Consider the following 25640-nt stretch of genomic DNA (forward strand, 5'->3'; position numbering starts at 1 on the left):
TCTGCCATACCATCGCGTGATCACCCGTTCGATGGAGTCGCACATGCTCTCCGAAGAGGAACTGGCGTTGCTCGACGCCATCCGCGAAACCGGCAGCCTGTCGCGCGCGGCGGCACGCCTGAACAAGGCGCCTTCCACGATTTCGCATGCCGCGCGCCAACTCGAGGCGCGCTTCGACGCGCTGCTCTTCGACCGCCGGCGCTACCGGCTGCAGCTCACCCCGGCCGGGCATCTTCTCGCCGAGGAGGCGAGCCGCCTGATGCAGGACGTCGCGCGCATGACGCAGCGCGTGCGGCAGGTGGCGAACGGCTGGGAAGACCGCCTGTGGATCGTCACCGACGAGATCCTCGAATTCGAACTGCTGGTGCCGGTGATCCGCGACTTCGACGCGTTGCAGTCGGGCGTCAAGCTGCGTTTCACGCACGAGGTGCTCGCCGGCACGTGGGAGGCGCTGCGCGACGGCCGCGCCGATCTCATCGTCGGCGCGACCAACGAGCCGCCCGCCATCGACGGCCTGCACTGGTTCGAACTCGGCGTGATGGAGTGGGCGTTCGCGGTGGCGCCGCGCCATCGGCTCGCGCGCGAGCAGGCGCCGCTTACGCGCGAGCGCATGCTGGCCGAGCGCGGCGTGGCGGTCGGCGATTCGGCGCGGCACACGCCGGGCCGCGGCTACGGGCTGTTCGGGGGGCAGGAGGTGCTGGCGGTGCCGTCGATGCGCGCGAAGATCCTCGCGCAGCGCGAGGGTCTCGGTGTCGGCTGGGTGCCGCGGCGGCGCGCGGCGAAGCTCATCGAGCGCGGCGAACTGGTCGAGAAGGTCACGGCGAACCCGCGCGAGCCCAACGTGCTTTACGTGGCGTGGCGCGGTGAGCACGTGGGGCGGGCACTGCAATGGTGGATCGACAGGCTGCGCGAGCCGCGTCTTGCCAGGCGCCTCGTGGAAGGGATCGAGGTCACGGGCTGAGGCCGGCTGCCCGCACAACGGCGCAAACGTTCGATAGCTTCGAACGTTTGCGCCAGGACCGTCGTACGGCAGGCAGCGCGCCGCCCGGCAATATGGCATCACAGTCTCAGATCGAGACTATCCCCTCCAAGGAGAACGTCATGAACCGCTTTGCAAACAAAACTGTCCTCGTCACCGGCGGAACCAGCGGTATCGGCCTCGCTGCCGCGCAAGCCTATGCCGCCGAAGGCGCGCACGTCATCGTCACGGGCCGCGACGAAGGCGGCCTCGAAGCCGCGCGGCGCGCGCTCGGCCCGAACGCGCACGCGTGGCGCAACGACGCGGCCTCGATCACCGGTGCGCGCGAGCTGGCCGCCGCCGTGCGCGACGCCGGCCTGCGCCTCGACGCGGTGTTCATCAACGCGGGCGTGGCGAAGCTCGCGCCGTTCGAGCAAGTGGACGAAGCGCTCTGGGACGTCACCTTCGACACCAACGTGAAGGGCGCGTACTTCCAGATTCAGTCGCTCCTGCCGGTGCTGAACGACGGTGCGGCCATTGTGCTCAACGGTTCGATCAACGCGCATATCGGCATGCCCACTTCGTCGGTGTATGCGGCGAGCAAGGCCGCGCTGATCTCGCTCGCGAAGACGCTCTCGGCCGAACTGCTGCCGCGCGGCATTCGCGTGAACGTGGTGAGCCCCGGTCCCGTGAAGACGCCGCTCTACAACAAGTTCGGCATGGACGCCGCCGCGCTCGCGGCGGCCGAGGAATCGATTCGTGGGCTGGTGCCGCTCAAGCGCTTTGCGACGGCGGAGGAGATCGCCTCGACCGTGCTGCATCTGAGCGCCGCCGAGTCGGCCTTCATGATCGGCACCGAGGTGATCGTCGCCGGTGGCATGGGCCAGCTTTGATGGTCCGCGAGTGATGCGTACGGAGTGCGGGCGGCAGGGCGCCGCCCGCATGAGCGTCTTGCCCGCCGGTCAGGAAACCGTTTCGCGTTCCGGCGTGGCCGTGATCTTGTGGATCGACAGGTCGGTGCCGTTGAATTCCTGTTCGCGATCGATGCGCAGGCCGACGAATTTGCGCAGCAGGCCGTACACCACGAGGCCGCCAAGGAAGGCGATCACGATGCCCGCAAGCGTGCCGACGATCTGCGCGCCGAGCGAGACGCCACCGAGGCCGCCGAGCCAGTGCTGGCCGAAAATACCCGCGGCGATGCCGCCCCACGCGCCGCACAGGCCGTGCAGCGGCCACACGCCGAGCACGTCGTCGATGCGCCAGCGGTTCTGCACGCAGGTGAACATATAGACGAACAGCGCGCCGGCGACCGCCCCCGTCACGAGCGCGCCGAGCGGATGCATGATGTCCGAGCCCGCGCACACGGCCACGAGCCCCGCGAGCGGCCCGTTGTACGTGAAGCCCGGATCGTTGCGGCCCGCGAACCACGCGGCGAGCGTGCCGCCCACCATCGCCATGAGCGAGTTGACGGCGACGAGGCCGCTGATCTTGTCGATGGTCTGCGCGCTCATCACGTTGAAGCCGAACCAGCCCACCGTGAGCACCCATGCGCCGAGCGCGAGGAACGGGATGTTCGAAGGCGGATGCGCGGCGATACGGCCGTCACGGGTATAGCGGCCGTGGCGCGGCCCGAGCAGCAGCACGGCCGGCAGCGCGATCCAGCCGCCGAACGCGTGGACGACCACCGAGCCCGCGAAGTCGTGGAACGGCACGCCGAACACGTGCGTCATCGCATCCTCGAAACCGAGGCGGTTGTTCCACACCATCCCCTCGAAGAACGGATAGATGAAGCCGACGATCACGAAGGTCGCGAACAGCTGCGGATTGAACTTCGAGCGCTCGGCGATGCCGCCCGACACGATGGCCGGAATGGCCGCCGCGAAGGTGAGCAGGAAGAAGAAACGCACGAGCGCGTAGCCGTTGTGCTCGGCGAGCACGTCGGCGTGCGAGAAGAACTGCACGCCGTAGGCGAGCGTATAGCCGATGAAGAAGTAGGCGATCGTCGAAATCGAAAAATCGACGAGGATCTTCACGAGCGCATTGACCTGGTTCTTCTTGCGCACGGTGCCGAGTTCGAGAAACGCGAACCCCGCGTGCATGGCGAGCACCATGGCGGCGCCCAGCAGCAAAAATAGCGTGTCGGTGCCGGTTTTTAGATTGTCCATCTGGCGTACCCAGTTTGCCCAAAATGGGCGCATAGTCAGCAAGATGCGGGCCAGCTTCAGCGCCAAACTGGTGAATTTGCAGCCGCAACAGGCGTCAAGCCGGTGCGGTCGTGCACCGATGCGGAAAAATAGCCGGTACCGTGTGGTCGGTGCGGGTGCTGGTATCTGGGGCGCATGCACCACGTTTCGGCACAATCTCGGGGCCTGCGCGCAAAGGTGGGGAAATCGCGCGCCAGAATAGGGCGTTTATTTCGATTTTCCTTTCCGTATCAATGGATTGTCGGCAAAACGAAATAATCTCGCGATTTCGTGAGGAATCAACTTCGGGCGCACATAGGGCGCAAACGCCGACATAATGGCCAGATTGCCACCTCACGCACGTCCGGTCGCCCGGTACCCGCCACGCAATGCGCCTCACGACCAAAGGGCTTCTGCTGATCGCGATTCCCGCCGTCTTCGAACTGAGCTTGCTGTCGGCCATCGTGAAGGCCGAGACCGACGCCGCCGCCGCGGAGCGCTGGGGCCAGCACAGCCAGGCGGTGCTGGCGCAGGCGTCGCGCGTGCTCGAACCGGTGCTGGTCGAGTCGGTGAAGCTGCGCGGTGCGGTGGCGGCCAACGACACGAGCTACTCCACACCGGTTTCGATGTGGATGGACGTGGACCGCCGCATCGACCGGCTGGTCGATCTCGTCGCCGATAATCCCTCGCAGGTCGAGCGCGCCGTGCAGATTCGCCACGCCGTGCAGAACTATCGCCAATGGTCGGACCGCGTGCAGGACCTGCTGCGCTCGGGCCGCCGCGCCGACCTCGCCGAGCGCTTTCGCGCGCTCATGGCTGCCGACGTGCTCGACCGCGTGCGCACGCAGATCGTCTCGCTCCAGACCGAGGAGCGCCGCCTCGACGTATTGCGGGTGTCCGCCGCCGAAGCGGCGCGCGCCCAGCAGCAAACCCTCGTGATGACGGCCGTGCTCGGCTCGATCGTGCTGGTCGCGCTCGCCGTCTGGGTGTTTACGCGCGGCGTGCGCGGGCGGCTCGATGCGCTTTCCGACAACGCGAACCGGCTGGCCGCAAACGAACCGCTCGCACCGCTCGCGGCGGGCAACGACGAAATCGCCGAACTCGACCTCACGCTGCACCAGATCAGCCAGCGACTGATCGAGGCCGAGCGGCTGCGCCTCGGTTTTCAGGCCGACCTCGCGCGGCGCGCGGACCAGCTCGCGCGCATCAACGAAAACCTGCGCCAGCAGACTCAGGAAAACGAGATGTTCATCCACGGCGTGTCGCACGATCTGCGCGCGCCGCTCGTGAACCTGCAGGGCTTCTCGCGCGAGCTCGATCACGCGTGCAACGACCTGCGCGAGCGCATCGCGCATTCGTCGCTTTCCCCGCAGGCGCGCGCGCGCATCGAGCGCACCATCACCGAGGATATCGGCGAGGCGCTGCGCTATCTGCAAACGGCCGTGCTGCGCGCATCGCACATCATCGACGCGCTGCTGCGGCTCGCGCGCGTGGGGCGCGTGGAGTACCGGCGACAGCGCGTGAGCGTGCAGGAGCTCGTGCAGCGCGTGGTCGACGCGATGCACGCGTCGATTCGCGCACGCGGTGCGCAGGTGAGCGTGCAAACGCTGCCCGACGTATGGGGCGACCCGACGGCGCTCGAGCAGGTGTTTGCAAACCTGATCGGCAACGCGCTCAACTATCTCGATCCGGCGCGCGACGGGCGCGTCGAGATCGGCACGGCTCATGCGCCGCCGGGCGTGGAGTCGCTCCAGATTTTCTATGTGCGCGACAACGGGCTCGGCATTCCCGAGGTGGGCTTGCCGCGGCTCTTTCAGGCGTTCCAGCGCATGCACGGCAACATGACGCCGGGCGAGGGCATCGGGCTCGCACTCGTGCGCCGCGTGGTCGAGCGGCACGGTGGGCGCGTGTGGGTGGAGTCGACGGAAGGCGAGGGGACGACGTTCTATCTGTCGCTGCCCGATGCGCTTGCGGTCGCGCCGCCTTTGCCCGGCGACGCGGAGCAGATCATCAGTGCGCTCGAACGCGCGGAGCGTTCGGAAGCTTCGCCTGGTGGCCTTGCAGGATATGGTGCGAGCGATGGCTCGGGCGGCGCGAACGCGAAGGGGAGCGTGCGAAGCGAGTTGCGGGCGGCGCCCGCGACGGCGTTGCGACCGCCGGCAGGCGCTTAGACACTTCTAGTGACGCTTCCGGGCAAGCGCACTCGCGATGCGCTCAGCACGCGCTGAAGATGCGGCGCGGCTTGAGCAGGCGGCTAGCGCGAAATGTCCAGATGGCGCCCAGGCCGGCGAGCGCCAGCGCAATGGCCAGCGTGGTGTGATGACTGACGGCGATGCCGAACGGCTCGCCGAGCGGCAAGACGAAGCTGTGCACGAGCATGAGCAGGGCTGCCCACAGCGCAAACGCCCCCAGCAGGAGCAGACGCGTGCCGTGCACGTGGCGCGCCCGGTCGGTCAAGCTGCCTTTGCGGCCGCTGCGGTTGCAAAAAAAGAGGATCGCCGCCAGGGCGATCGCGAGTATCACCAGCCAGTCCGTTAGTTCCACGACACGCACTCCGTACTCCAGAACAATTGGCGGCTATTCTGGCCAGCAGCGCGGTGCGGTGATATCGGACCAGTCCGAATTGGCGGTCGGCGCGCGCCGCGCCCCGTGCGACACAGGGGCGACGCGCGACTGGATCAGCGCTCGCTCACGGCTCGATGCGCGTGCCGAGGAGCGCGAGGAACTGGCGCAGCCATTCGGGATGAGCGGGCCACGCCGGCGCGGTGACGAAGGGAGCGTCCGTCACGGCGCTGTCGATGGCGATGTCGGCGTATTCGCCGCCCGCGAGCCGCACCTCGGGCGCGCAGGCCGGATAGGCCGAAATGCGCTTGCCGCGGATCACCTCGGCCGCGGCGAGCAGCTGGGCCGCATGGCAGATCGCCGCGATGGGCTTGTTTGCCTGGGCGAAGTGACGCACCATCTCGATGACCTTCGGGTCGAGGCGCAGGTATTCGGGCGCGCGGCCCCCTGCAATGGCGAGCGCGTCGTAGCTGGCGGCGTCGATTTCGTCGAAGGTCGCGTTGAGCGCGAACTGGTGGCCCGGCTTTTCGGTGTAGGTCTGGTCGCCCTCGAAGTCGTGGATGGCGGTCTTCACGCGCTCGCCGGCCTTCTTGCCCGGGCACACCGCGTCGACGCGGTGGCCGACGGCCTGCAGCGCCTGAAACGGCACCATCGTTTCATAGTCTTCGGCAAAATCGCCGGTGAGGAACAGGATCTTCTTGACGGCCATCGTTTGTCTCCAGAGGTGGACGGTGGAACAGATTGTGCGCGTGGGCAGTCTACTCCATCATGTTTGACGATTTCGCAAAGCACGGCGTCGCGGGCGACGCACTGCAAACCATCGACTGGCGGCGCTACGTGCCGGGCCGCGATGCGAGCGCGCTGGCCGCCCTGTTTCGCGCGTCCGTGACCACGCTCGCGGCCTCGCGCTACGACGCGGCGCAGTGCCGCGCGTGGGCCGCGGCCGCCGACGATCTCGCGGACTTCGACGCGCGCTTGTCACGCGGCGTCACACTCGTGGCGCACTGTGACGGCGCGGCAGCGGCGTTCGGGCAGCTCTTTCCGCTCGATCACGTCGAGATGCTTTACGTCGCGCCGGCGTGGTCGCGCCGCGGCCTCGCGACGGCGTTGCTGGCGCGGCTCGAAGCGCTCGCGCGCGAGGCGCGCTCGACGGTATTGAGCGCCGATGCGAGCGCCGTGTCGCGGCCGGTCTTCGAGCGCGCGGGCTTTTCGCTCATTTCGTCGGAGTCGGTGTTGCGCGACGGCGTATCATTGCCGCGTTTTCATCTATGCAAGCCGCTTCATGCGGCGAATTTTTCAGGATGACCATGTATTCGAAGGTTTCGACGCAAAGGCTGGCGCTTGCCTCCCTGCTCGTGTGTGCGGCGTTCGCCGCCGGCTGTAACAAGCACGACGCTTCCGATCTGGGCAAGCAGTCCGCCGACGCCGTGAAGCAGGCTACGCAGGACGCCGCCAACCAGGCCGCGCAGCAGGCGGCGCAATCGCTCGGCAAGGCCGCGAGCTTCGTCAATCAGCAGCTCGGTGTGGCGCAGCAGAAGCTCGATTCGGCGGCCTCGCAAGGTCAGCAGGCGAGCGCATCCACGGCCGAGCTGGCTTCGGCGGCACAGGGCCAGTTGCGCGGCGCGGCAAGCACGGCGCAAGCCTTGCTCGGGCAGGCCGCCGCGACCACCGGCACCGGTTTGACGAATGCGGGGCACTCGTTGCAACGCTGGGCGAGCAACGCCGCCGCGTCGGCGCCGGCATCGGATGCTTCGAAGTAAAGCCGCAGCCGTGCAGGCCGCGGCTGCCGGCTTGACGCTATGAATTAATGTAATTATGATGGTTACACTTTTTGGCGCCCGTGGTTCGATCCATTCGCGCGCCGCTCAGCAGTGGCAGGTTCGCCGTGAATACGAGTAGCCGTTTCGCTTTTGCCGTTCACGTGCTCGCGCTGCTGGCGCAGCAGGAGGGCGTGCCGCTGTCGTCGGAGATCATCGCGGGCAGCGTGAACACGAATCCCGCGCTGATTCGCCGGCTCCTGTCGATGCTTGCCAGCGCGGGCCTCACGACGTCGCAACTGGGCGCGGGCGGCGGCGCGCTGCTGGCGCGCGAAGCGCAGGCGATCACGCTGCTCGACGTCTACCATGCGGTCGATGACGCGCAGTTGTTCGCCATGCACCGCGAGGAGCCGAATCCGGCGTGCCTCGTCGGGCGTCATATCCAGCAGACGCTGCGCGGCGTGATCGACGACGCACAGCGCGCCATGGAGGCGTCGCTCGCCACCCGCACGCTCGCGGAGGTCGTCGACGACATGGAGCGCAGCGAGCGCAAGCTCGAACGCGCGCGGGCGCGGCGAGCCTGAGCGGAACGCACGCTGCCAGATTCATCACGGGGCATTGCCCCGTTTTTTCACCCCTGAAATGTAACTTCGTTAGTTACATAAATACGGAAAACAGGAGTCAGTTCATGAGCAAGACGCTGAAAATCGCCCTCTTTGGCGCAACGGGCATGGTTGGTTCGCGCATCGCCGCCGAAGCGGCGCGCCGCGGTCACCAGGTGAGCGCACTGGTGCGCCAGCCCGAGCGCGTGGCGGCCGCACCGAACGTCCACGCGGCGAAGGCCGATCTGCTCGACGCGGCGAGCGTCGCCGCCGCGGTGCGCGGCCACGATGTGGTGGCGAGCGCCTACGCGCCGCCCAAGGATCAGCTCGGCGACCTGCTGGTCGCGAGCCGCGCGCTCGTGGAAGGCGTGCGCGCCGCGGGGCTCAAGCGCCTCGTGGTGGTGGGCGGCGCCGGCTCGCTGGAGGTGGCGCCCGGCAAGCAGCTCGTCGATACCGAAGGCTTCCCCGACGCCTACAAGGCGATCGCGCTCGCCCATCGCGAGGCGTTCGACTACTACCGCACGGTCACCGACATCGACTGGACCTTCTTCGCGCCGGCCGCGATCATCGCTCCCGGCGAGCGCACGGGCACGTTCCGCACGGGCGCCAATACGCTGATCGCCGATGCGAAGGGCGAAAGCCGCATTTCGGCCGAGGACTACGCGATCGCTTTCGTCGACGAGCTGGAGCAGGGCCGCTTCATTCGTCAGATCACAACGGCGGCCTACTGAGGCGCGAAGCGGCGCCCCCTGCGCGCTGACAAACTGTTACGCACGCGCGAGGCGCGGCGAGGCGGAGTGCGGCTAAACTGGAAGGTCCTGTTTTTGCCCCTCCGCCATGAATTCCAGCATCGGACGCGATGGCGCGGGCGCCGGGCCGTCGCGCATGCGCTTCTACCCGGCGGATCGTGCACTACTTTCGCGCGCCGCGCCGGCGCGCTGGTGTGTTCGCGCGTTCTATCGCGCGCTCATGCTCCTCGCATGCCTCGCGGCGTGCCTCTCCATGCCGATGCGGGCCGCCGCCCAAGCCGTGCCGGCACCTGTGCTGCCCGTGCTCAAGAGCATCATCACCGGGGCGCCGGCGGCTGCCTCGGGGGCTTCGGCGGCCGAGGCAGCCTCGGCGCCGTCACCGGCGAGCCAGGCTGAGTTCACGCGCTCGCTCGACAGCGTCATTACCACGCTCGACAACGAGCGCCAGCGCACCGCGCTCCTGAATCAGCTCAAGAAGCTGCGCAGCGCATCGCAAAACGTGGCGCCGGCGCCCGCTTCGGGCGCGGCGGCGACCTCGGGGCTGCTGGGCGCGATCGCATCCGGGCTCGCTTCCGTCGAGGAGGACGCGCGCCGCGGCCGCAGTCCGTTTCACTACTGGGCGGGGCGCTTCAGGGCAGCCGGCATCGAGCTTTACGACATCGCCTCGGGCGGGGAGGGCGAAAGCCTCGGCCGTATCGTGTTCGATCTGTTTGCCATGCTGGCCGGCTGGGGCGCGTGCGCCGCGGTGCTGCGCTGGATCGAGCGGCGCCTGCTAAGGCGTTTCGATGTCGAGACCGGCCTGCGGCCTGATCCACGCACCACCGATCTGCTGATTTTCGTCGTGCATCGCGCGGCGCCATGGATCGTCGCGTTCGTCGGCGCGCTCGTGGTCGAGCGCTCGCTACCGGACGCGCTCGGGCGCACGCTCGCCCTCGTGATCGCCTACGCGATCGTCGCGGGCGCGGTGTTCTCGTCGATCTGCCTGATCATGTTTTCGCTGTTCGGCTCGGGCCACCGGCGCGCGGCCGTGCGCCTCTTGATCGCGCGCTCGCGCCGGCTGCTCTTTGCGATCGGCGTGCTGGCCGCGCTCGGCGACGCCGCGACCAATTTCGAAGTCGCGCGCCAGTTGGGCGCGAACCTGGCCGCACTGGTGAGCACTGCCGCGAACATGGCGGCGGCAGTGCTGACGGTGGTGTTCGCGATCGGCTTCAGGCGGCCGGTCGCGCATCTCATCCGCAACCGCAGCTATTCGCTGCGCCACGGTCACAAGGCGCTCACCGAAGTCCTCGACGTGCTCGCTTCGCTCTGGCAACTGCCGATGCTGCTGCTCGCCGGCGCTTCGATCGTCGCCACGTTCGGCGGCATCGGCAGCCGCGACGACGTGCTGCAGATCTCCGTGGTCTCCGCGCTCCTGCTCGTGCTCGCGTTTTTCCTCTCGGCGGTCGTGCTGCGCATCACGCGCCCGAACCCCGCGCGCGTGCGGCGGCGCTCGCCGTATCTGCGGCGCCTGTTGCGCTTTGCCGGCACGCTGCTCGTCGTGTTCATCTGGTTCGCGTATTTCGAATCGTGCGCGCGCCTCTGGGACATTTCGCTCGCCGCGATCATCGAGGCGAGCGTGGCCGCGCGCGGCATCGCGCACGCCATTTTCGCGATCGTGTCGACCGTGTTTCTCGCGTGGCTCGTGTGGATCACGGTCGATACCGCGATTCTCGAAGCGCTCAATCCGAGCGGTCCACGCACCAAGGGCCGCGCGCCCAGCACGCGCGCACGCACCATGCTGCCGCTCGTGCGCAACGCCGTGCTCGTGACGATCCTCACCGTCACCGGCATCGTCACCGCGGCGAATCTCGGCATCAACGTCACGCCGCTGCTCGCCGGCGCGGGCGTGATCGGTCTCGCCATCGGCTTTGGCGCGCAGTCGCTCGTGGCCGATCTCATCACCGGTCTGTTCATCATCATCGAGGAGACGATTTCGGTGGGCGACTGGATCGACATCGACAACGGCCATGCGGGTACGGTCGAGCATCTGTCGATCCGCACCGTGCGGCTGCGCGACGGGCAGGGCGCGATCCACGCCATTCCGTTCTCGCAGATCAAGATCGTGAAGAACCTCTCGCGCGACTTCGCGTTTGCCGTGTTCGAAGTGCGCGTGCCGTTCTCGGTCGATCTCGATACGGTCACGCGCATGATTCGCGAGACCGGCGCGGAACTGGTGGCCGACTTCCGCTATCGCCGCGAGATTCTCGGGCCCGTGGAAGTGTGGGGGCTCGACCGGTTCGACCCGAACTGGATGGTCGTGAAAGGGCAGATCAAGACCCGGCCGCTGCAGCAGTGGAGCGTGGCGCGTGCGTTCAATGCGCGCCTGAAGCGCCACATGGACGAGGCCGGCATCGAGATGCCGGTGCCGCAGATTCAGGTGCACATGTCCCCGCGCAGCGGCGATGTCGAGGAGCCGCACGGCGCGGCGCATGGTCATCCGCATCCGCCTGGCGTGCACGCGGCTGGCGGCGTTGCGCGCGATGCCTCGCACGAGCCGCGGCCCGCGCCGCCGCCGACGGCGGGCCCCGAGGGCGCGCCGCCGCAGATTCCCACGGCGGGTAGCCGCGGCTGAACGTCTGCGCCGCTTAGGCCAACTCAAATCACCTTGTCGCGCCGCAGTTGCGCGAGCGCTGCGGCGCTCAGACCCAGCGCGCGGTACACCGCTTCGTTATGCTCGCCGAGCGCCGGTCCGCTGCGCGGCACGCCGGCGGGCCGCCCCTTCACGCGCGGCACCACGCAGGGCGCCGGCACCGAGCCGAGATCCGCATCGGGCAGACGAATGATCGTCTCGCGCGCGATGAAATGCGGGTCCGCGGCGATGTCGTCGATGGTGTAGATCCTCGTGTGCGGCACGCCGGCCTCGGTCAGACGCGTAGTTAGCAAGGCGAAGGGCAGTGCGGCGAAAATCTTCTCGAGACGCGCGTCGAGTTCCGCCGCGTGCGCCACCCGGCTCACGTTGTCGACGAAGCGCGCGTCGTCAGGCACGTCGTGAAGCTCGAGCGCCGCGCACAGCCGCCGGAAGATGGGTTGCGACGACGCCACGAGCGAGAACATCACGCCGTCGGCGCTGCGATACATGTTCGAGGGCGCAGTATAGGTCGCGCGGTTGCCGTGGTGGCCGCGCACGAGCCCGAGCTGTTCGCGCTCCACCGCGAGCGGCTCCAGCATGCGAAAGAGCGCCTCGGTGGCCGAAAGATCGATCTCCACACCGTGTGCGGCCGGGTCCGAGCGCATGCGCACCATCTCCGCGGCGATCGCGAACGCGGCGAACAGGCCCGCTACCGTATCGCCCATCGGGAAGTTCATGTGCAGCGGCGCACCGTTCGTTTCGCCGGTGAGTTGCGTGAGGCCGCTCATGGCCTCGAAGATACGCGCGAAGCCGCCGCGCTGCCGGTACGGGCCGGTCTGGCCGAAGCCGGTCAGACGCAGCACGACGAGGCGCGGATTGGCCGCGTGCAGCGTCTCGAAGTCGAGCCCCCATTCCTCGAGCTTGCCCGCGCGGAAGTTCTCGACGAGCACGTCCGCCTTCGCCGCGAGCCGCAGCAGCAGCGCGCGCCCCTCGGCCTTGCGCACATCGAGCGTGATGCCGCGCTTGCCGCGGTTCGTCACTTTCCAGTAGAGCGAAATATCGTCCTTGACGGGCTGCAGCTTGCGCAGCGCGTCGCTGCCGTCGGGCAACTCGATCTTCGTGACGTCAGCGCCGAGATCGGCGCACAGCGTGGCGCCGAACGGACCGGCCACGACCGTCGAGAGGTCGAGTATGCGCACGCCGGAAAGCGGCCCTGCTTGCTGGCCTTGTGGCGTGTCTTCCGGCGTGCCGGTGGCGGTGGCGAGAGCGCTGTCCGTGAGCATCGTGTCTCCTCGTGCCGAATGGGAATTGTCTGCCCGCAACAGTAGGCGAGAGACGCGCCTGCATTCAACTGGCGTACCGCAGAGCGAAACACTATGCTGATTTTCTTGACCCCCGGAAGGCGTTTATCGACCATGAGTTCGTCTAATTCCAGATCGCCCAACCCGCCTCGACGCCCGACTACGCAGATGCAAACGCCCACGTCATCCGTCACCGAAAGCCGCGCCACGCCCTCCGGCGGCGTGCGGCGCCGCACGAGCCGGCCGGATGCCGCTGCCGTGCACGGCGAGGACGGTGCGCATGTGCCGCGCGCTGGCGAACCGCTCTTGCCCGCGCCGCCCGACGCCGAATCGACCGACCGCCAGTTCGCGATCAACCTCGCGCGCGGCCTGCAGGTGCTGCGCGCGTTCACGCCGGCCGAGCCGATGCTCGGCAACCGCGAACTGGCCGACCGCACGGGGCTGCCCAAGGCCACCATCTCACGGCTCACTTACACCCTGACGCTGCTCGGCTATCTGAACCGCAGCGAGAAGTACCAGCGCTACCGGCTCGGTGCCGGTGTGCTGACACTGGGCTATCCGATGCTCGCCGCCATGCAGATCCGGCAGATTGCGCGGCCTTATATGGAAAAGCTCGCGCGTGAGACGCGCTGCTCCGTGAACCTCGGCATGCGCGACCGGCTCAGCGTGGTCTACGTCGATAGCTGCCGCCCGGGGCGCGACAACAACGCGCAACCCGATATCGGCAGCACTCGGCCGCTGCTGGCCACGTCGATCGGGCGCGCGCTGCTGATCGGCGAGGGTGCGAAGGAGCGCCAGGCCGTGCTCAACCGCCTGCGCCTCGACGACCCCGAACGCTATGCCGCCGACTGGCCGCTGTGGGACGCCGACCAGGCCGCCTTCGCCGCGCGCGGCTACACGCTGAGCCGCGGCGACTGGGTCCGCGATATTCACGCCATCGCCGTGCCCGTGCGTCAGCCGCCCGACGACGAACGCATCGCGCTCAACTGCACGATCGTGAGCCGCCGTCTCGCCGACGACTGGATCGAGCGCACGGTCGCGCCGCTGCTGCTCGAAGCGGCGCTGCGCATCGAGCGCGCTTGCGGCGTGACGGATGCGAGCGCGGCGGCGGGGCCGCGCTGATACCGAACGCACGCAACCACCAACAGGAGACTCCATGATTCGCGACGCCGCACGCCTGAACCGCCTGCTCACGCAGCTCTACCGCTTCGTGCAGGACGAGTGCATTCCGCTCGAGGCGGAAATCGACCGCACCGACGTGCTGCCCGAAACGCTCGTCGCACGCATGCGCGAACTGGGTCTCTTTGGCCACAGCATTCCTGAGGCATACGGCGGCGCGGGCCTCACGACCGAAGAACTCGCGTGCGTGAACATGGTCGTTTCCCAGGCTGCGCCGACCTTCCGTGCGCGCTTTGGCGGCAATACCGGCATCGGCTCCGAGGCGCTGATCGCCGACGGCACCGAGGAGCAGAAGCGCCGCTATCTGCCGCGTCTCGCGAGCGGCGAAATCACGGGCTGTTTCGCGCTGACCGAGCCCGATGCGGGCTCGGACGCCACCGCGCTCACCACCACGGCGCGCCGCGAAGGCGACGACTACGTGCTCAACGGCAGCAAGCGCTACATCACGAACGCACCGATCGCCGACCTGTTCACCGTGTTCGCGCGCACGAATTCGGACGATCCAGGAGCGGGCGGAATCTCAGCATTCCTGATCGAACGCGGCACGCCGGGGCTGACGACCTCGGCCGGCTATCGCATGATGGGGCAGCGCGGGTCGCCGGTGGGCGAAGTGCATTTGCAGGATTGCCGCGTGAGCGCGTCGGCAGTGCTCGGCGGCGAGCCCGGGCGCGGCTTCAGGAGCGCGATGAAGGCGCTCAACAAGCAGCGCATCAACCTGGCGGGGCTGTGCGTGGGGCCGGCGATCCGCCTGCTCGACGAGATGCTGGCCCATGCGAAGGCGCGCGAACAGTTCGGCAAGCCGATCGCCGAATTCCAGCTCGTGCAGCAGCTCATCGCGCAAAGCAACACCGATATTCACGCGGCGCGCGCGCTCGTGCTGCAGACAGCCAGCGCGCGGGACCGCGGCGAGGACGTGACGATGGCGGCTTCCATGTGCAAGCTGTTCGCCTCGGAAATGTGCGGACGCGTAGCGGATCGCGCCGTGCAGGTCTATGGCGGCAGCGGGTACGTTGCCGACAACGCCGTCGAGCGTCTCTATCGCGACGTGCGGTTGTTCCGGCTCTACGAGGGCACGTCGCAGATTCACGAGCTCAACATCGCGAAGCTGACGCTGCGTGCGCCATTGCACGACGCGCGCCATCACCAGCTGCATCAGAGCGCCGAGTAGGCACGCAGCCCAACACCAGCCCATTGGAGACGCCTCATGGTCCGACTCGGTCCAACCGCCATCTGCCGCGAACTCGGCGCGCGCTACCCGGTGTTCGGCTTTTCGCATTCGCCCGATGTGATCGTCGCACTCGCCGAAGCCGGCGGGTTTGGCGTGCTAGGCCTCGCGCGCGAGATGCCCGAAGACATTGCACCGATCATCGCCCAGCTCGAGAAAAGACTCGCGGGCAAGCCGTATGGCATCGACCTGATGCTGCCCGCCGGCGTGCCCGAGCATGCCGATATCGGCAGCGTGCGCGCCGGGTTGCCGGCCGCGCACGTCGAATTCGTTGCGGGATTGCGCGAGCGCTTCGGACTCGCCGCCCCCACGCGGCCGAGCTTCTTCACGACGCAGGTGCGCAGCGAGGCGCTCTTCGATGCGCAGATCGATGCCGTGCTCGCGTCGAACGCGCGTGCCGTGGCGACGGCGATCGGCATCCGGCCCGAGCTGATCGCGCGTGCGAAAGCCGCGGGCAAGTACACGATCTCGCTCGTCGGCTCGCCACGCCACGCGCAAAAGGCGCTCGCGCTCGGTGTCGATGCGCTCGTCGCCCAGGGCGCGGATGCGGGCGGCCACACCGGCCCGATCGGCACCTTCTCGCTCGTGCCGCAAATCGTGGCCGTGGCGGCGGGGCGGCCCGTGCTCGCGGCGGGCGGCATCGGCACGGGGGCGCAGGTTGCCGCCTCGCTCGCGATGGGCGCGCAAGGGGCATGGCTCGGGACGCTCTGGCTCGCAGCGAAGGAGAACCATACGCCGCCGGCGCTGCTGCAACGTCTCATCGAAGCGGACAGTGACGACACGCTCGTCACGCGCGCGCATAGCGGCAAGCCGTGCCGCGTCGTGCGCAGCGCATGGATCGACGCGTGGCAGGCGAGCGACGCGCCGGTGCCGCTGCCCATGCCGCACCAGCAGGCGCTCACGGGCGGCGACTTCAGCGCGATGCACGAATACGACCGCGCGGATCTCATCTACGAGGCGGCGGGGCAGAGCGTCTTTGCCATCGATGCACCGACGACGGTCGCGGCGCAAATGGCCACGCTGATCGCGGATGCGAACGCGGCGCTCGCAACGCTGGAAGCGGCGATGTCCGACTGAAGCAATGGCGCTGGCGAAAGTACAGACGCCGGACGAAAACAAAACGACACGGAGACGACAATGGATGCAAAGGCATCAGGCGGATCGATACGCGCGTGGCTGATCGTCGCCATGCTGTTCCTGTTCATGGTGATCAATTTCGCCGACAAAGCCGTGTTCGGCCTCGCTGCCGTGCCGATGATGCGCGACCTGAATCTCAGCCCGCGCGAGTTTGGGTTGGTCGGCAGCAGCTTTTTCCTGCTGTTCTCGCTCTCGGGCATCGGCTTCGGCTTCGTCGCGAACCGGGTGCAGAGCAAATGGCTGCTCGCGCTGCTGGCCCTGGTGTGGAGCGCGGTCCAGTTTCCGCTCGTGGCCGCAAGCGTGACCTTGCCCTTGCTGATCGCCTCGCGCGTGCTGCTCGGCGCTGGCGAGGGCCCCGCGTTTCCACTCGCGCAGCACGCCTGCTACAAGTGGTTCGACAATGCACACCGCAATGTGCCGAACACTATCGTGCAGCAGGGCGCGAGCGCGGGCCTCATGCTCGCGGGGCCGATTCTTTCGTACCTCATCGTGCGCTACGACTGGCACATGGCGTTCTTTGCGCTGGGGATCGTCGGGCTCGTGTGGACGGCGCTGTGGCTCGTGATCGGTCGCGACGGACCGGTGGGCGCGGCAAGCCATGCACCGGGCGTGGCACATGACGGCGCGGGGGAAACGATCGCCTATCGTCACCTGCTGCTCAACCGCACGTTCATCGGCGTGCTCTTCATCTACTTCGTGGAGTACGCGGTCATTTCGCTCGCGTTCACCTGGTTCCCGGTCTATCTGCGGCTGGGACTGGGCTACGCCCCCATCGTGACCGGCTGGCTCTTTTCAGCCATCGTCGGCTCGTTCATTCCGGTCACGCTGCTCCTCGCGTGGGTCTCGCAGCGGCTGATCCGCAAGGGCGTCAGCTCGCGTCTCGCCCGCGGTGTGATGGTGAGCGGCTTTGCCATACTCGGCGGCGTGCTGTTCCTCGCCACGTCGAGCGGGCTGAGTCCCGCGCTCAAGGTGGCCTGTCTCGCGATCGGCGGTGCGCTCAGCCAGCTCGTGTTTTCGTTCGGACCGCTGATGATCAGCGATATCGTGTCGGTCAGGCAGCGCGGCGCGCTGCTCGGCATCAACAGCTCGATCGGCACGCTCGCCGGCTTGATTGCGCCGGCGCTGATGGGCGGCATCGTGCAGGCCAATCATGGCAACCCGGCGCTCGGCTACGAGCACGGTTTCATCGTGGTGGGGGCGCTGCTGCTCGCGAGCGGCGCGCTCGGTCTCGTGCTGCTGAACCCGGAGCAATCGCGTCAGCGCATTCTCGAAGCGGCCCGGCGCGATGCGGCGCCGGTCAACGAGGGCGCACAGCAGCGCGCTATGGCGCCTTCGATGGATATGGGGCAATCGCGTTAAGACACGAGCGCCGTCTTGCGCACGAGCGGCAGCACGTCGTTGACCTGTGTGCCGATGTCCTCGGCGGCAACGCCGTAAACATGCAGCGAGACGGCCTGCGCGTCGCCGCCGTTCGAAAGCCGGTGAACGCTGGTGCGGCCGCGTCCGCCGAACGACACCGCGCCGCTCGCGCGCGGATGCGAGCGAACCACGTCGGCGCTTTGGCGTGCGTCGTCCCACGCGTAGAGCGTTTCGGTCAGTGTGCCGTCGAGCACGGCGTAACCGCACCAGGTGTGATGCGCATGGATCGGGCTTGCGTGGCCCGGCTGCCAGACCAGCGCCGCGACCGTGTAGCGGCCCAGGCTGTCGGCCGCGATGACATGACGCCGGTACGTGTCGGCGCTGCCTTCGCGCTGCGCGTGCGTGACGAGCGCCGGGTCGGCGAGCGCACGCGTGAGCGCCGCGCGCATGCCGCGCGCGAAGCGTGCGCAGCGCGACGGGTCGCCGGGCGTCGCGCAGGCATCGAAGGCGGCGTCGAGTGCGGCGGTGAAGCGCGCGACGGCGGCGGCGTGCTGCTCCGCGGTGTGGAAGGCGCTCAGCAGGGCGAGTTCGGCAGGGGCGTTCATGGCGTGTTCTTCTTGCGGTTTCTACAAGAAGATTTATAGCCGTTCGCGCCTAGAAAGAGTTTTCCTATTTTTTTCCCGTTTGCCCATCGTGTAGAATAAATTTCTACGCCTCGGGGAGTGCGGAAATGGATCTCATCGACAGAAAGCTGGTTGAGCTGCTGCAGCAGGACGCGACCATGCCGGTCGCGGAATTGGCGCAGCGCGTCAATCTCTCGCAAACGCCATGCTGGAAACGCGTGCAGCGCCTGAAGGAGACGGGCGTGATCCGCGCGCAGGTCGCGCTGTGCGATCCGCGCAAGCTCGGCGTGGGGACAACGGTGTTCGTCGCCGTGCGCACGAACCAGCACACCGAGGCTTGGGCGCAGACCTTCACGCGCGCCGTGCAGGAGATTCCTGAGATCGTCGAGGCGTATCGCATGAGCGGCGAGACCGACTACCTGCTGCGCATCGTGGTCTCCGATATCGACGACTTCGACCGCGTCTACAAGCAGCTCATTCGCGCCGTGCCGCTGTTCGACGTCAGTTCGAGCTTCGCGATGGAGCAACTCAAATATTCGACGGCGCTGCCCGTGCGCAGCGGCACGTAGCGCGGTACCGGGTGGCCCGCGGCGCAAGCCGTCTGCAAGGCATGGCGGCGTAGAATGCCCGTTCCTGTCATCCAATTCGAGGCTGGGCACGACCGATGAACGAACCGCGCAAGAAGAACCCCACCGTTGGCGTTGCCGTGCTCATCGTCGTGGTGGTGCTGTTCGTGATCGGCACCGTGCTGTTCAACGCGCTGAAAAGCAAGCGCGAGTACGACGAGACCGTGGGCGCCAGCGCGGCGCATGCATCGGCGAGCACGACCGCCTCGCAAGCCAGCGGCTCCACGCAGTGACGCGCCGGGCCGCCTCCTTCTTATTCCTCGGGTAGCCGGATGATGCTCGCGTCCCGGCGAATCAGCCAGGACGCCGTGATCATCTGCTTGCACTGGTGTGCGAGCAGCTTGAGTTCCTGGGGCAGTTCCGCGGCGGCGCCGAGCGCGCGCTCGGCTTCCACCACCATCGCATCGAGTTCGCGCGTGAGCTGCTTCGTGATGTCGGCCTGATCGACGGGCGCAGCCGTGCCCGCTTCGGCGCCGACGAGATTCTCGCGCACGCACGAAAGCGCGCTCTCGAGCGCGTCGAGCTTGACTTCCGGCTGGTCGGGCCGCGCCGTGCTGCGCAGGAGCGGGGCGGTGGCGGTGATCTGCGAGGCGAGCACGTGGCTGCGCACGAGCAGGTCGTTGAGCTCGGGCACGAACTTCTGCGCGGCCTTCGGTTCGAGCATCATGCGCTGGAACGCCTGGCCGAGATTCGCGAACGCGACGTGAACGTTCTTGCGCGCGAGCCGGTAGCGGAAGTCGCGCGCGAGCGACGGCGCCGCGGCGGCTGCGCCCGCGGTGGCCTGCGCGGTTTGTGCGGTGGCTTTCGCGCCCACGGCCGACACGGGCGAGCCGGGAGCGCCCACTGTGGGCGAGTCGTCGAGGGTCGCGGTGGTGGCGGCGACGAATTCGTCGGCGACGCTCGCCGCGTTCGCCGAAGCGCTCGCCATGGCGCTCACGCCGCCGGGCAGCGGATTCGCCATGCCGCCTGCATCGGCTGCGAGCATCGCCGTGGGCGCCGCATGGGCGGCCACGCGTGCGCCGGCCTCGCTCACCGCGGCTCCCGCGAACGCCGGCTGCGGCGCGCTCGTGCGCCCGCTCCACCACCAGCTCGCCTCGAGATAGCTGCGCGTCGCGGCGATCATGTCGTGCACGAGCTTGCCCATCAGGCGGTATTCCCAGTACGGGAACAGATGGCTCGCGGCGATGGCGATCATGCAGCCCACCACCGTGTCGATCGCGCGCTCGCCGATGATGCGCATGCTGCCCGGCGCGAGCAGATGGAACATCAGGAGCACGTAGGCCGACGTGAACACCACGCTCGCCGTGTAGTTGAAGAGCAGCAGGCTGTAGCTCATCACCATCGCCGCGAACATCGAGACGAGCAGCACGAGCGGCTGCTTCACGAGCAGGATCAACGCAATGCTCGCGATACAGCCGATCAGCGTGCCGACGATACGCTGCGCGTTGCGCTGGCGCGTGAGCGAGTAGCCCGGCTTCAGGATGATGATGCTCGTCATCACGATCCAGTAGGCGTTGGTGAGCGGCAGAAGCCGCCCGAGCCAGAAACCCACCGCCACCGCGATCGTCACGCGCAGCGCGTGGCGAAAGCTCGGCGAGGCCATCGTGAGGTTCGAGAAGATCTGCAGCCAGGACACGCGGCGGTTCGTCACGAAGCGTGTGAGCGCCTCGTCGATGCGCAGCTCGGTCTCGGTCGTCGGCACTTCGCTCGCGAGGTTGCGGCGCATGCGGTCGATCAGGCGTGTCGCGCTCCAGATACGCCGGAACGACGCCGAGATCGCCGCATAGGCCTCCGGGTCGGTCGCGGCCAGGTCGCGCTTTTTCAGCTGCTCGAGCTCGTATTCGATGGCGCGCAACTCGGCCTTCACGTTCACGCTCGCGCGCGGCGCCTCGTTTTGCAGCACCGCGAGGCCAATGTCTTCGAGATCGGCGGCGGCCTTGCGGATCAGGTCGCGGTAGAACACGAGCAGGTCGGAGCCGCCGAAGGTGTTGCGCACGAGCGGGTAGTCGGTGTGCGCGCCCACGAACAGCTCATGCAGATCGACCGTGTTGATGAACAGGTTGAAGTGCATCGCGCGCCGCGCATCGATCTTGCCGGCTCTGAGCCTGGGCAGGTTGCGCAGCACGATGTCGCGCGCCGCGTCCTGGCGCTCGACGGCGGCGATCTGCTTCGCGACGAGGTTGCGATAGCACTCGTCGAGATCGTTGTCGAGGTCGAAGAACTGGGCGCGCGCGAGCAGATAGTCGGCGCAGGCGAACACGCTTTCGGCGAGTGCCTGCTGCTCGATGCGATCGAGCATGAGCTGGCTGATCAAGGTCGACCACGCCGTGTACCAGAGGCCGCCCAGCAGAATCCACAGCGCATTGACGAGGGCGAGGTGCGGCGTGAAATGCTCCTCGAGCGTCATCACCATCATGAAGAGGGTGGCGAAGCTGATCTGCGGCCAGCGGTTGCCGTAGACCACGATCAGCGAGAGCACGAAGGTGAGCGGCACCACGGTGGCCCATAGCGCGATGGGACTGAAGGTGGCGAGGCCCGTGGCGTAAGCGGAGAGAAACCCGATCACGCTGCACGCGAGCATTTCGTTGCGCTTGTACTTGAGCGGCCCCGGCATGTCGACCACGCAGGCGCCGAGCGCGCCGGTCGAGATGGTGAAGCCCAGCTCGCTCTTGTGAAAGACGAACAGGCACAGGACAGCCGGAAGCGAGATGCCGATCGCGATGCGCAGGCCGCCGTAAAAGTACTGGCTATAGAGGAATTTCCTGATTTCTACGGAGTAGCGCATCGACTGCCGGGGAGTTCGAGAGCGGACGGTACGCCGCGGACTGTGGCGCTGAGTCTATCGTATTTCGGGCGCGATCTGACCGCCGATGCGTGCCGGACCGGGCCGAAGCCGGCGCCGCCGTTTCAGTCCACGCTGAGCGTGCTCGCGTTCGTTGCCGCGGCCGCGTCGCCGAGCAGGCCGTGCGTGCCGTGAATGCGCCGCATGCGCGTGCGATACCAGAAGGTCCAGGCCATCAGGCCGCCGAACACGCCATAACCGATGATCGGCGAGACGACGAGAAAGCGCTCGATCGGCCAGGTGGCGGCTAGATAGGTGCGCAGCGCGGAATCGAGACAAAGCCCGAAGCCCCAGATGAACGTGAGGAGCCGCATCGCTGCCGCGAAGCTCGCGTTTTCCTTCCAGAGCTGTTCGAGCCGCGCGACGCCCTCTCGGGTCTCGCGCGCGACCGTCGCGCGCGTGAGATAGAACACGAGCGGGCGCTTCGCGAGAAGCGAGATCAGAAACGCAACGCCGATCGCGCCCGAGGCGAGGCTTTCGCGCATCAACAGCACGCGCGGGCTGCCGCCGAACGCCACGGCGACGAGCGAGAGCACGATGCCGAGCAGAATGACGGCGGAGAGCGCATCCACGCGCCGAAAGCGCACCAGTTCGACGATGCTCCAGGCAAGCGGCGGCGCGGCCGAGGCAATGAGGCCGCCGACTTCGCCCCAGTGCGGCTCGGCGAGACGGTAGGCGACCCAGGGAAGCAGCAGGTTGACCGCCAGTTCGGCAACGAATGCGGGACGCAGCTTCATGGGGTGCGTGCTCCTGAGGGTTCGCCCAAGGGAATGTCGCAAGTATGGTTCATGCGCCCCGCGGCGGCAAACTGGCTGCGCAGCGGGGCGGCATTTCGCATGCCCGCGGCGGGTCGGCCTGCCGCTTGCGCCAGGAGGTGTCACGCCTGTGTCATACCTGTGTCGATTCAGCCGCGCTATGCGACACTGCCGCGTGTTCGGCCCGATGCGGCCTGCCTTTTTCTATTCGCCCATGACCGCACGCGCGCCCATCTCGTTGCAGGAAATCGAACTCGTCGCCGTTCGCGCACAGGGCGCGGGCGGCCAGAACGTGAACAAGGTGTCGAGCGCGATTCATCTGCGCTTCGACATCCGCGCCTCGTCGTTGCCCGAGGTGCTCAAGATGCGCCTGCTCGCGCTCGCCGACCGGCGGATTACGAGCGAGGGCGTCGTCGTGATCAAGTCGCAGGAATACCGCACCCAGGAACAGAATCGCATGGCTGCGCTTGCGCGCCTCGAGGAGCTGGTCGACAGCGTGAGCGTGACGCGCAAGGCGCGCGTGGCGACGCGCCCCACACGTGCCTCGAAGTTGCGCCGGCTCGACAGCAAGGCGCGTACCGGTGAGCTGAAGGCGGGGCGTCGGCGCGTCTCCGAATAGCGACGAGGACGGCGCGGCGGCTTAACCCGGCACGCGCCACGGGCGCTCGCGCGGCCCGGGCTCGGGCGGAAAGTCCGCGTACAACACGTGCGTCGCGCCGCCGTAGTCGAGCGCGATAGCGGCGGTGTAGCAGAGCTCGCCGTCGTTGAGCGAATCGTGCGGACCCGTCACCGCAACCCGGCCAAGCGCGGCGAGCCCGCGCCGGAAATACTCGCGGCGCGACCAGTTGCTGTCGGTGTCGGGATAGAAAGGTGCGAGGCGCGCGGGCGGCCCGACGCCGGGAACGGCAATCGAAGGCTCGTGCTGCTCGCCGTGTTCATCCGCGGTGAATACGCGCTGGGCGTGGCTGCCGTTGTCGCCAAAAATTGCCTCGGCGGCCGCTTCGAGCGTTCCGCCACCGGTGGGTACGCGCGCGCCGCGCAGGATGGTGTGCGAGAGCGCGCCGAAATTGACCTGCTCGATGATCTCGGTGCTGCGCTGATAATCGGCGAAGCGCCGCCACATTGACTGCGCGAGCGCGGGCGCGGCGAGGCATGCCATGGAAGGCGGGATGAGGCGATGCCGCGAATAGGCGCTCGCGGCGGGTGCGAGCGCCTCGCATGCCGCCTGCTGGCGGAACGCTTTGCCGGTCAGTGCGCCGTGTCGGGCACGTCGAGAATCAGGATGATGGTCCAGTCCGCGTCGCCCTCGTGATGGTATTGACGCTCTGCCACGATGAACGGCTGCTGTTTGCCAGCCGGGCCGAGAAACAGCACGTCGCCTTCCATCGGCAGGCATTCGACGGGGGGCAGCGCGAGATACGCGTCCTGGTTGCCGCCGCGCGGCATCAGTTTTTCGATCTTGCGTGAGGCCGCTTCGGTCCATTCGATGTCGAGCTGGATGTTGCTCATTGCGTTTCTCCGCGCGTGGCGCGCACAAAAGGTTGGGTCTATGCCGACCGCGTCTGGCCGACCGCGTCTCGCCGACCGCATCTAGCCGACCGCGTCTGGCCGACCGGGGCGTTTTCGAGGTGCGCGACTTTAGCATACCGCGCCGGCGCACCGGCGCGGTGGTGATCCGCGCGCGGGGCCATACACGCAGCGGCGCGGCGTGGCGAATAAAAAAGCCGATGGCGGCTCGACCGGCATCGGCTTCATTCCAGGGAAGGCGCTGCCCGCATGAGCAGGGCAGCACGTGGCCAGGCCTCGCCCGTTCTTACTGGGCGGGGGCCTTCTTGTGATGCGGATGCCCCGACTTGTGATGCATCATGGGCGCCGGCGCGGGCGCGGCTTCCTGTTGCTGCTGCAGGGCCTGCGCGCGTTGCAGGACGTCGTCGGCCTTGGCCGGGTCGGTGCTCATCGTGATGCCGTTATCCGACTGCGCATGCGCAGCGCCCGCCAGTGCGGAAAGTGAAATCAGGACTGCGAGGGACACTTTTTTCATCTTTACCTCCGAAGGAGCGGTTTATGGACCCAGCCGTTACCTGTCCAAGCAGGATGGACATGCCATTCTAACGATCAAATACTCGCGCCAGATGACATCGTGTAAGCCGTTCGCACGGGAGTTACATCTCGTTACATCTGGCGCCGCCTAACGGTCATACTAGAACCAGCCGATCATCCGATACACATAAAACTGCGCAACCCCAATCGATTCGTGGAGCGCTGTTTCGGCGGACTTGAGATTCGCGATGCGCGGGAGCAGGCCGCGCTCGACGCGGCGCACGCTGGAAACCGCAGGCAGCGGGTTCATGTCGAAGCGCCGGAAATCGAGCATCGCGCGGCGCATCTGGTACGAGGACGTCACGAGCAGGAGCGTTTCGTCGTTGCCGGCCCGGACGATGGGCGCGACGTTGCGCGCGTTCTGATACGTCGTAAGGCTCTGGTTCTCGAGCACGAGATCGGCGCTCGGCACGCCGGCGCGCAGCAAGTAGGGCGCGTAGTTGTCGGCCTCGGCGCTCGCATGGTGCTCCGGGTTGCCGCCACTCACGATCACGCGGCACATGCCGCCCGCGCGCGCGCACTGCGCGTACAGTTCGGCGGCAAGGGCAATGCGTGCGTAGACGTCGCGCGCGGGGAACAGTTGGCCGTGGCGAGATTCGGTGCCGCCGCCCAGCATGATGATGGCGGTGCGCGCACCGAAGCGCGCCGGGCCGATTTTCGCCTGATCGTAGGGAGTGCGATACAACTCCGGCTGGGCGATATCGAGCAGCACCCCGGTGAGCCAGCCGGCCGCGAGCAGCCAGAAGACCCCGGCCGCGCAGGCTGCGACACGCCAGCGCGCGCTGCGCCACAGCAGGCCGAGCGCAACAAATAGCACAAACAAAACGAATAGAATCAATTTGGATGAGGTAACGTATTGTTTTCGGGAAAATGCGCGTCCGACCGACCTCTGCGCCGCGAGCGTGGCGCGGCGTTGGCCGTGCGGGAAGCGGTGATGCTGCTTTCACGGGGCCCGGATAACCTGCAGTCCCTGCCGCTGCACAGCGCACGGATGGGGCGCGTGGGCCCGCCAGGGCACAGTCCGCGCCGTTCTCAGGTCCGCATTGCGCCGCAGCCGGCCCGCGCGAGGCTCAA

At 67.6% G+C, this 25640-nt stretch carries 26 protein-coding genes; 15 read left to right on the forward strand and 11 right to left on the reverse strand.

Annotation, left to right across the window (positions count from 1 at the left end; genetic code table 11):
• Positions 1-43 precede the first annotated feature (43 nt).
• A complete protein-coding gene (locus A3CW_RS0117865) occupies positions 44-961 on the forward strand; it encodes a LysR family transcriptional regulator (RefSeq protein WP_028204786.1) in 918 nt (305 codons plus the stop codon).
• A 140-nt stretch (positions 962-1101) separates the two neighbouring features.
• A complete protein-coding gene (locus A3CW_RS0117870) occupies positions 1102-1851 on the forward strand; it encodes an SDR family oxidoreductase (protein WP_028204787.1) in 750 nt (249 codons plus the stop codon).
• Between the two features lie 69 nt (positions 1852-1920).
• Here the strand turns inward: A3CW_RS0117870 and A3CW_RS0117875 are convergent, their stop codons facing one another.
• Entirely contained in the window at positions 1921-3123 is a 1203-nt protein-coding gene (locus A3CW_RS0117875) for an ammonium transporter (RefSeq protein ID WP_028204788.1), read from the reverse strand.
• 407 nt (positions 3124-3530) lie between these two features.
• On the opposite strand from A3CW_RS0117875, the gene A3CW_RS46705 reads away from it, so the two are divergent.
• Positions 3531-5312, forward strand: coding sequence for a sensor histidine kinase (locus A3CW_RS46705; RefSeq protein ID WP_051481548.1), 1782 nt, complete (start codon positions 3531-3533; stop codon positions 5310-5312).
• Positions 5313-5355: 43 nt separating this feature from the next.
• Here the strand turns inward: A3CW_RS46705 and A3CW_RS0117885 are convergent, their stop codons facing one another.
• Both A3CW_RS0117885 and A3CW_RS0117890 read right to left on the reverse strand, forming a co-directional pair.
• Positions 5356-5685: a hypothetical protein gene (locus A3CW_RS0117885; RefSeq protein WP_028204789.1), complete on the reverse strand. Its 330-nt coding sequence runs from the start codon at positions 5683-5685 to the stop codon at positions 5356-5358.
• Positions 5686-5830: 145 nt separating this feature from the next.
• Positions 5831-6412, reverse strand: coding sequence for a DJ-1/PfpI family protein (locus A3CW_RS0117890; protein ID WP_028204790.1), 582 nt, complete (start codon positions 6410-6412; stop codon positions 5831-5833).
• 59 nt (positions 6413-6471) lie between these two features.
• On the opposite strand from A3CW_RS0117890, the gene A3CW_RS0117895 reads away from it, so the two are divergent.
• The 5 genes from A3CW_RS0117895 to A3CW_RS46710 all read left to right on the forward strand — a co-directional run bounded on the left by A3CW_RS0117895 (position 6472) and on the right by A3CW_RS46710 (position 11422).
• The gene (locus A3CW_RS0117895; protein WP_081771714.1) at positions 6472-7008 is read left to right on the forward strand and encodes a GNAT family N-acetyltransferase; all 537 of its coding nucleotides are present in this window, start codon (positions 6472-6474) and stop codon (positions 7006-7008) included.
• Between the two features lie 2 nt (positions 7009-7010).
• The gene (locus tag A3CW_RS0117900; protein WP_051481550.1) at positions 7011-7463 is read left to right on the forward strand and encodes a hypothetical protein; all 453 of its coding nucleotides are present in this window, start codon (positions 7011-7013) and stop codon (positions 7461-7463) included.
• A 125-nt stretch (positions 7464-7588) separates the two neighbouring features.
• Positions 7589-8044 carry an Rrf2 family transcriptional regulator gene (locus A3CW_RS0117905; RefSeq protein ID WP_028204793.1) on the forward strand — a complete coding sequence of 152 codons (456 nt, stop codon included), beginning with the start codon at positions 7589-7591 and terminating at the stop codon, positions 8042-8044.
• Positions 8045-8148: 104 nt separating this feature from the next.
• Positions 8149-8793, forward strand: a complete 645-nt coding sequence (locus A3CW_RS0117910; protein WP_028204794.1) for an NAD(P)-dependent oxidoreductase — start codon at positions 8149-8151, stop codon at positions 8791-8793.
• Positions 8794-8899: 106 nt separating this feature from the next.
• Entirely contained in the window at positions 8900-11422 is a 2523-nt protein-coding gene (locus tag A3CW_RS46710) for a mechanosensitive ion channel family protein (RefSeq protein ID WP_081771715.1), read from the forward strand.
• Positions 11423-11445: 23 nt separating this feature from the next.
• Here the strand turns inward: A3CW_RS46710 and A3CW_RS0117920 are convergent, their stop codons facing one another.
• Entirely contained in the window at positions 11446-12702 is a 1257-nt protein-coding gene (locus A3CW_RS0117920) for a CaiB/BaiF CoA transferase family protein (RefSeq protein WP_051481551.1), read from the reverse strand.
• Positions 12703-12888: 186 nt separating this feature from the next.
• Here A3CW_RS0117920 and A3CW_RS0117925 point away from each other — a divergent pair, with 186 nt between their 5' ends.
• The 4 genes from A3CW_RS0117925 to A3CW_RS46720 are packed head-to-tail and all read left to right on the forward strand — an operon-like array spanning position 12889 to position 17620.
• Positions 12889-13842, forward strand: coding sequence for an IclR family transcriptional regulator (locus A3CW_RS0117925; protein WP_081771716.1), 954 nt, complete (start codon positions 12889-12891; stop codon positions 13840-13842).
• A gap of 34 nt (positions 13843-13876) precedes the next feature.
• Entirely contained in the window at positions 13877-15067 is a 1191-nt protein-coding gene (locus tag A3CW_RS46715) for an acyl-CoA dehydrogenase family protein (protein ID WP_051481552.1), read from the forward strand.
• A gap of 36 nt (positions 15068-15103) precedes the next feature.
• The gene (locus A3CW_RS0117935; RefSeq protein WP_028204797.1) at positions 15104-16201 is read left to right on the forward strand and encodes an NAD(P)H-dependent flavin oxidoreductase; all 1098 of its coding nucleotides are present in this window, start codon (positions 15104-15106) and stop codon (positions 16199-16201) included.
• Positions 16202-16261: 60 nt separating this feature from the next.
• Entirely contained in the window at positions 16262-17620 is a 1359-nt protein-coding gene (locus tag A3CW_RS46720; protein ID WP_051481553.1) for an MFS transporter, read from the forward strand.
• Here the strand turns inward: A3CW_RS46720 and A3CW_RS46725 are convergent.
• Positions 17617-18225: a cysteine dioxygenase family protein gene (locus A3CW_RS46725; protein ID WP_051481554.1), complete on the reverse strand. Its 609-nt coding sequence runs from the start codon at positions 18223-18225 to the stop codon at positions 17617-17619. The genes A3CW_RS46720 and A3CW_RS46725 overlap by 4 nt on opposite strands.
• A 125-nt stretch (positions 18226-18350) precedes the next feature.
• Between A3CW_RS46725 and A3CW_RS0117950 the strand changes: the two genes are divergently transcribed.
• Together A3CW_RS0117950 and A3CW_RS0117955 are read left to right on the forward strand one after the other, a co-directional pair.
• Positions 18351-18812 (forward strand): Lrp/AsnC family transcriptional regulator, encoded by a 462-nt coding sequence (locus A3CW_RS0117950; RefSeq protein WP_028204798.1) that lies wholly within the window; start codon positions 18351-18353, stop codon positions 18810-18812.
• A gap of 95 nt (positions 18813-18907) precedes the next feature.
• Positions 18908-19102 (forward strand): hypothetical protein, encoded by a 195-nt coding sequence (locus A3CW_RS0117955; RefSeq protein WP_028204799.1) that lies wholly within the window; start codon positions 18908-18910, stop codon positions 19100-19102.
• 20 nt (positions 19103-19122) lie between these two features.
• On the opposite strand, the gene A3CW_RS0117960 is transcribed toward A3CW_RS0117955, so the two are convergent.
• Positions 19123-21654 carry an FUSC family protein gene (locus A3CW_RS0117960; RefSeq protein WP_028204800.1) on the reverse strand — a complete coding sequence of 844 codons (2532 nt, stop codon included), beginning with the start codon at positions 21652-21654 and terminating at the stop codon, positions 19123-19125.
• 122 nt (positions 21655-21776) lie between these two features.
• Positions 21777-22448 carry a VC0807 family protein gene (locus A3CW_RS46730; protein WP_051481555.1) on the reverse strand — a complete coding sequence of 224 codons (672 nt, stop codon included), beginning with the start codon at positions 22446-22448 and terminating at the stop codon, positions 21777-21779.
• A 232-nt stretch (positions 22449-22680) separates the two neighbouring features.
• Between A3CW_RS46730 and arfB the strand changes: the two genes are divergently transcribed.
• Positions 22681-23085 carry an alternative ribosome rescue aminoacyl-tRNA hydrolase ArfB gene (arfB, locus tag A3CW_RS0117970; RefSeq protein WP_028204801.1) on the forward strand — a complete coding sequence of 135 codons (405 nt, stop codon included), beginning with the start codon at positions 22681-22683 and terminating at the stop codon, positions 23083-23085.
• A 21-nt stretch (positions 23086-23106) separates the two neighbouring features.
• On the opposite strand, the gene A3CW_RS0117975 is transcribed toward arfB, so the two are convergent.
• The 4 genes from A3CW_RS0117975 to A3CW_RS0117990 all read right to left on the reverse strand — a co-directional run bounded on the left by A3CW_RS0117975 (position 23107) and on the right by A3CW_RS0117990 (position 25389).
• Positions 23107-23625, reverse strand: coding sequence for a hypothetical protein (locus A3CW_RS0117975; protein WP_028204802.1), 519 nt, complete (start codon positions 23623-23625; stop codon positions 23107-23109).
• 89 nt (positions 23626-23714) lie between these two features.
• Positions 23715-23975, reverse strand: a complete 261-nt coding sequence (locus A3CW_RS0117980) for a hypothetical protein (RefSeq protein ID WP_028204803.1) — start codon at positions 23973-23975, stop codon at positions 23715-23717.
• Positions 23976-24279: 304 nt separating this feature from the next.
• Positions 24280-24507 (reverse strand): hypothetical protein, encoded by a 228-nt coding sequence (locus tag A3CW_RS0117985; RefSeq protein WP_028204804.1) that lies wholly within the window; start codon positions 24505-24507, stop codon positions 24280-24282.
• A gap of 159 nt (positions 24508-24666) precedes the next feature.
• Positions 24667-25389, reverse strand: coding sequence for a YdcF family protein (locus tag A3CW_RS0117990; RefSeq protein WP_245623680.1), 723 nt, complete (start codon positions 25387-25389; stop codon positions 24667-24669).
• Positions 25390-25640: the final 251 nt, after the last annotated feature.

Source organism: Paraburkholderia nodosa DSM 21604 (assembly GCF_000519185.1).
GTDB classification, from domain to species: Bacteria; Pseudomonadota; Gammaproteobacteria; order Burkholderiales; family Burkholderiaceae; genus Paraburkholderia; species Paraburkholderia nodosa.

Coding starts and splice junctions, on each gene's coding strand:
- A3CW_RS46720 (WP_051481553.1), top strand. CDS start 16,262: ATGGATGCAAAGGCATCAGGCGGATCGATACGCGCGTGGCTGATCGTC.
- A3CW_RS46705 (WP_051481548.1), top strand. CDS start 3,531: ATGCGCCTCACGACCAAAGGGCTTCTGCTGATCGCGATTCCCGCCGTC.
- A3CW_RS46710 (WP_081771715.1), top strand. CDS start 8,900: ATGAATTCCAGCATCGGACGCGATGGCGCGGGCGCCGGGCCGTCGCGC.
- A3CW_RS46730 (WP_051481555.1), bottom strand. CDS start 22,448: ATGAAGCTGCGTCCCGCATTCGTTGCCGAACTGGCGGTCAACCTGCTG.
- A3CW_RS0117925 (WP_081771716.1), top strand. CDS start 12,889: ATGCAAACGCCCACGTCATCCGTCACCGAAAGCCGCGCCACGCCCTCC.
- A3CW_RS0117955 (WP_028204799.1), top strand. CDS start 18,908: ATGAACGAACCGCGCAAGAAGAACCCCACCGTTGGCGTTGCCGTGCTC.
- A3CW_RS0117950 (WP_028204798.1), top strand. CDS start 18,351: ATGGATCTCATCGACAGAAAGCTGGTTGAGCTGCTGCAGCAGGACGCG.
- A3CW_RS0117895 (WP_081771714.1), top strand. CDS start 6,472: ATGTTTGACGATTTCGCAAAGCACGGCGTCGCGGGCGACGCACTGCAA.
- A3CW_RS0117900 (WP_051481550.1), top strand. CDS start 7,011: ATGTATTCGAAGGTTTCGACGCAAAGGCTGGCGCTTGCCTCCCTGCTC.
- A3CW_RS0117920 (WP_051481551.1), bottom strand. CDS start 12,702: ATGCTCACGGACAGCGCTCTCGCCACCGCCACCGGCACGCCGGAAGAC.
- A3CW_RS0117910 (WP_028204794.1), top strand. CDS start 8,149: ATGAGCAAGACGCTGAAAATCGCCCTCTTTGGCGCAACGGGCATGGTT.
- A3CW_RS46725 (WP_051481554.1), bottom strand. CDS start 18,225: ATGAACGCCCCTGCCGAACTCGCCCTGCTGAGCGCCTTCCACACCGCG.
- A3CW_RS0117870 (WP_028204787.1), top strand. CDS start 1,102: ATGAACCGCTTTGCAAACAAAACTGTCCTCGTCACCGGCGGAACCAGC.
- A3CW_RS0117865 (WP_028204786.1), top strand. CDS start 44: ATGCTCTCCGAAGAGGAACTGGCGTTGCTCGACGCCATCCGCGAAACC.
- A3CW_RS0117935 (WP_028204797.1), top strand. CDS start 15,104: ATGGTCCGACTCGGTCCAACCGCCATCTGCCGCGAACTCGGCGCGCGC.
- A3CW_RS0117985 (WP_028204804.1), bottom strand. CDS start 24,507: ATGAAAAAAGTGTCCCTCGCAGTCCTGATTTCACTTTCCGCACTGGCG.
- A3CW_RS0117875 (WP_028204788.1), bottom strand. CDS start 3,123: ATGGACAATCTAAAAACCGGCACCGACACGCTATTTTTGCTGCTGGGC.
- A3CW_RS46715 (WP_051481552.1), top strand. CDS start 13,877: ATGATTCGCGACGCCGCACGCCTGAACCGCCTGCTCACGCAGCTCTAC.
- A3CW_RS0117960 (WP_028204800.1), bottom strand. CDS start 21,654: ATGCGCTACTCCGTAGAAATCAGGAAATTCCTCTATAGCCAGTACTTT.
- A3CW_RS0117980 (WP_028204803.1), bottom strand. CDS start 23,975: ATGAGCAACATCCAGCTCGACATCGAATGGACCGAAGCGGCCTCACGC.
- arfB (WP_028204801.1), top strand. CDS start 22,681: ATGACCGCACGCGCGCCCATCTCGTTGCAGGAAATCGAACTCGTCGCC.
- A3CW_RS0117975 (WP_028204802.1), bottom strand. CDS start 23,625: ATGGCATGCCTCGCCGCGCCCGCGCTCGCGCAGTCAATGTGGCGGCGC.
- A3CW_RS0117890 (WP_028204790.1), bottom strand. CDS start 6,412: ATGGCCGTCAAGAAGATCCTGTTCCTCACCGGCGATTTTGCCGAAGAC.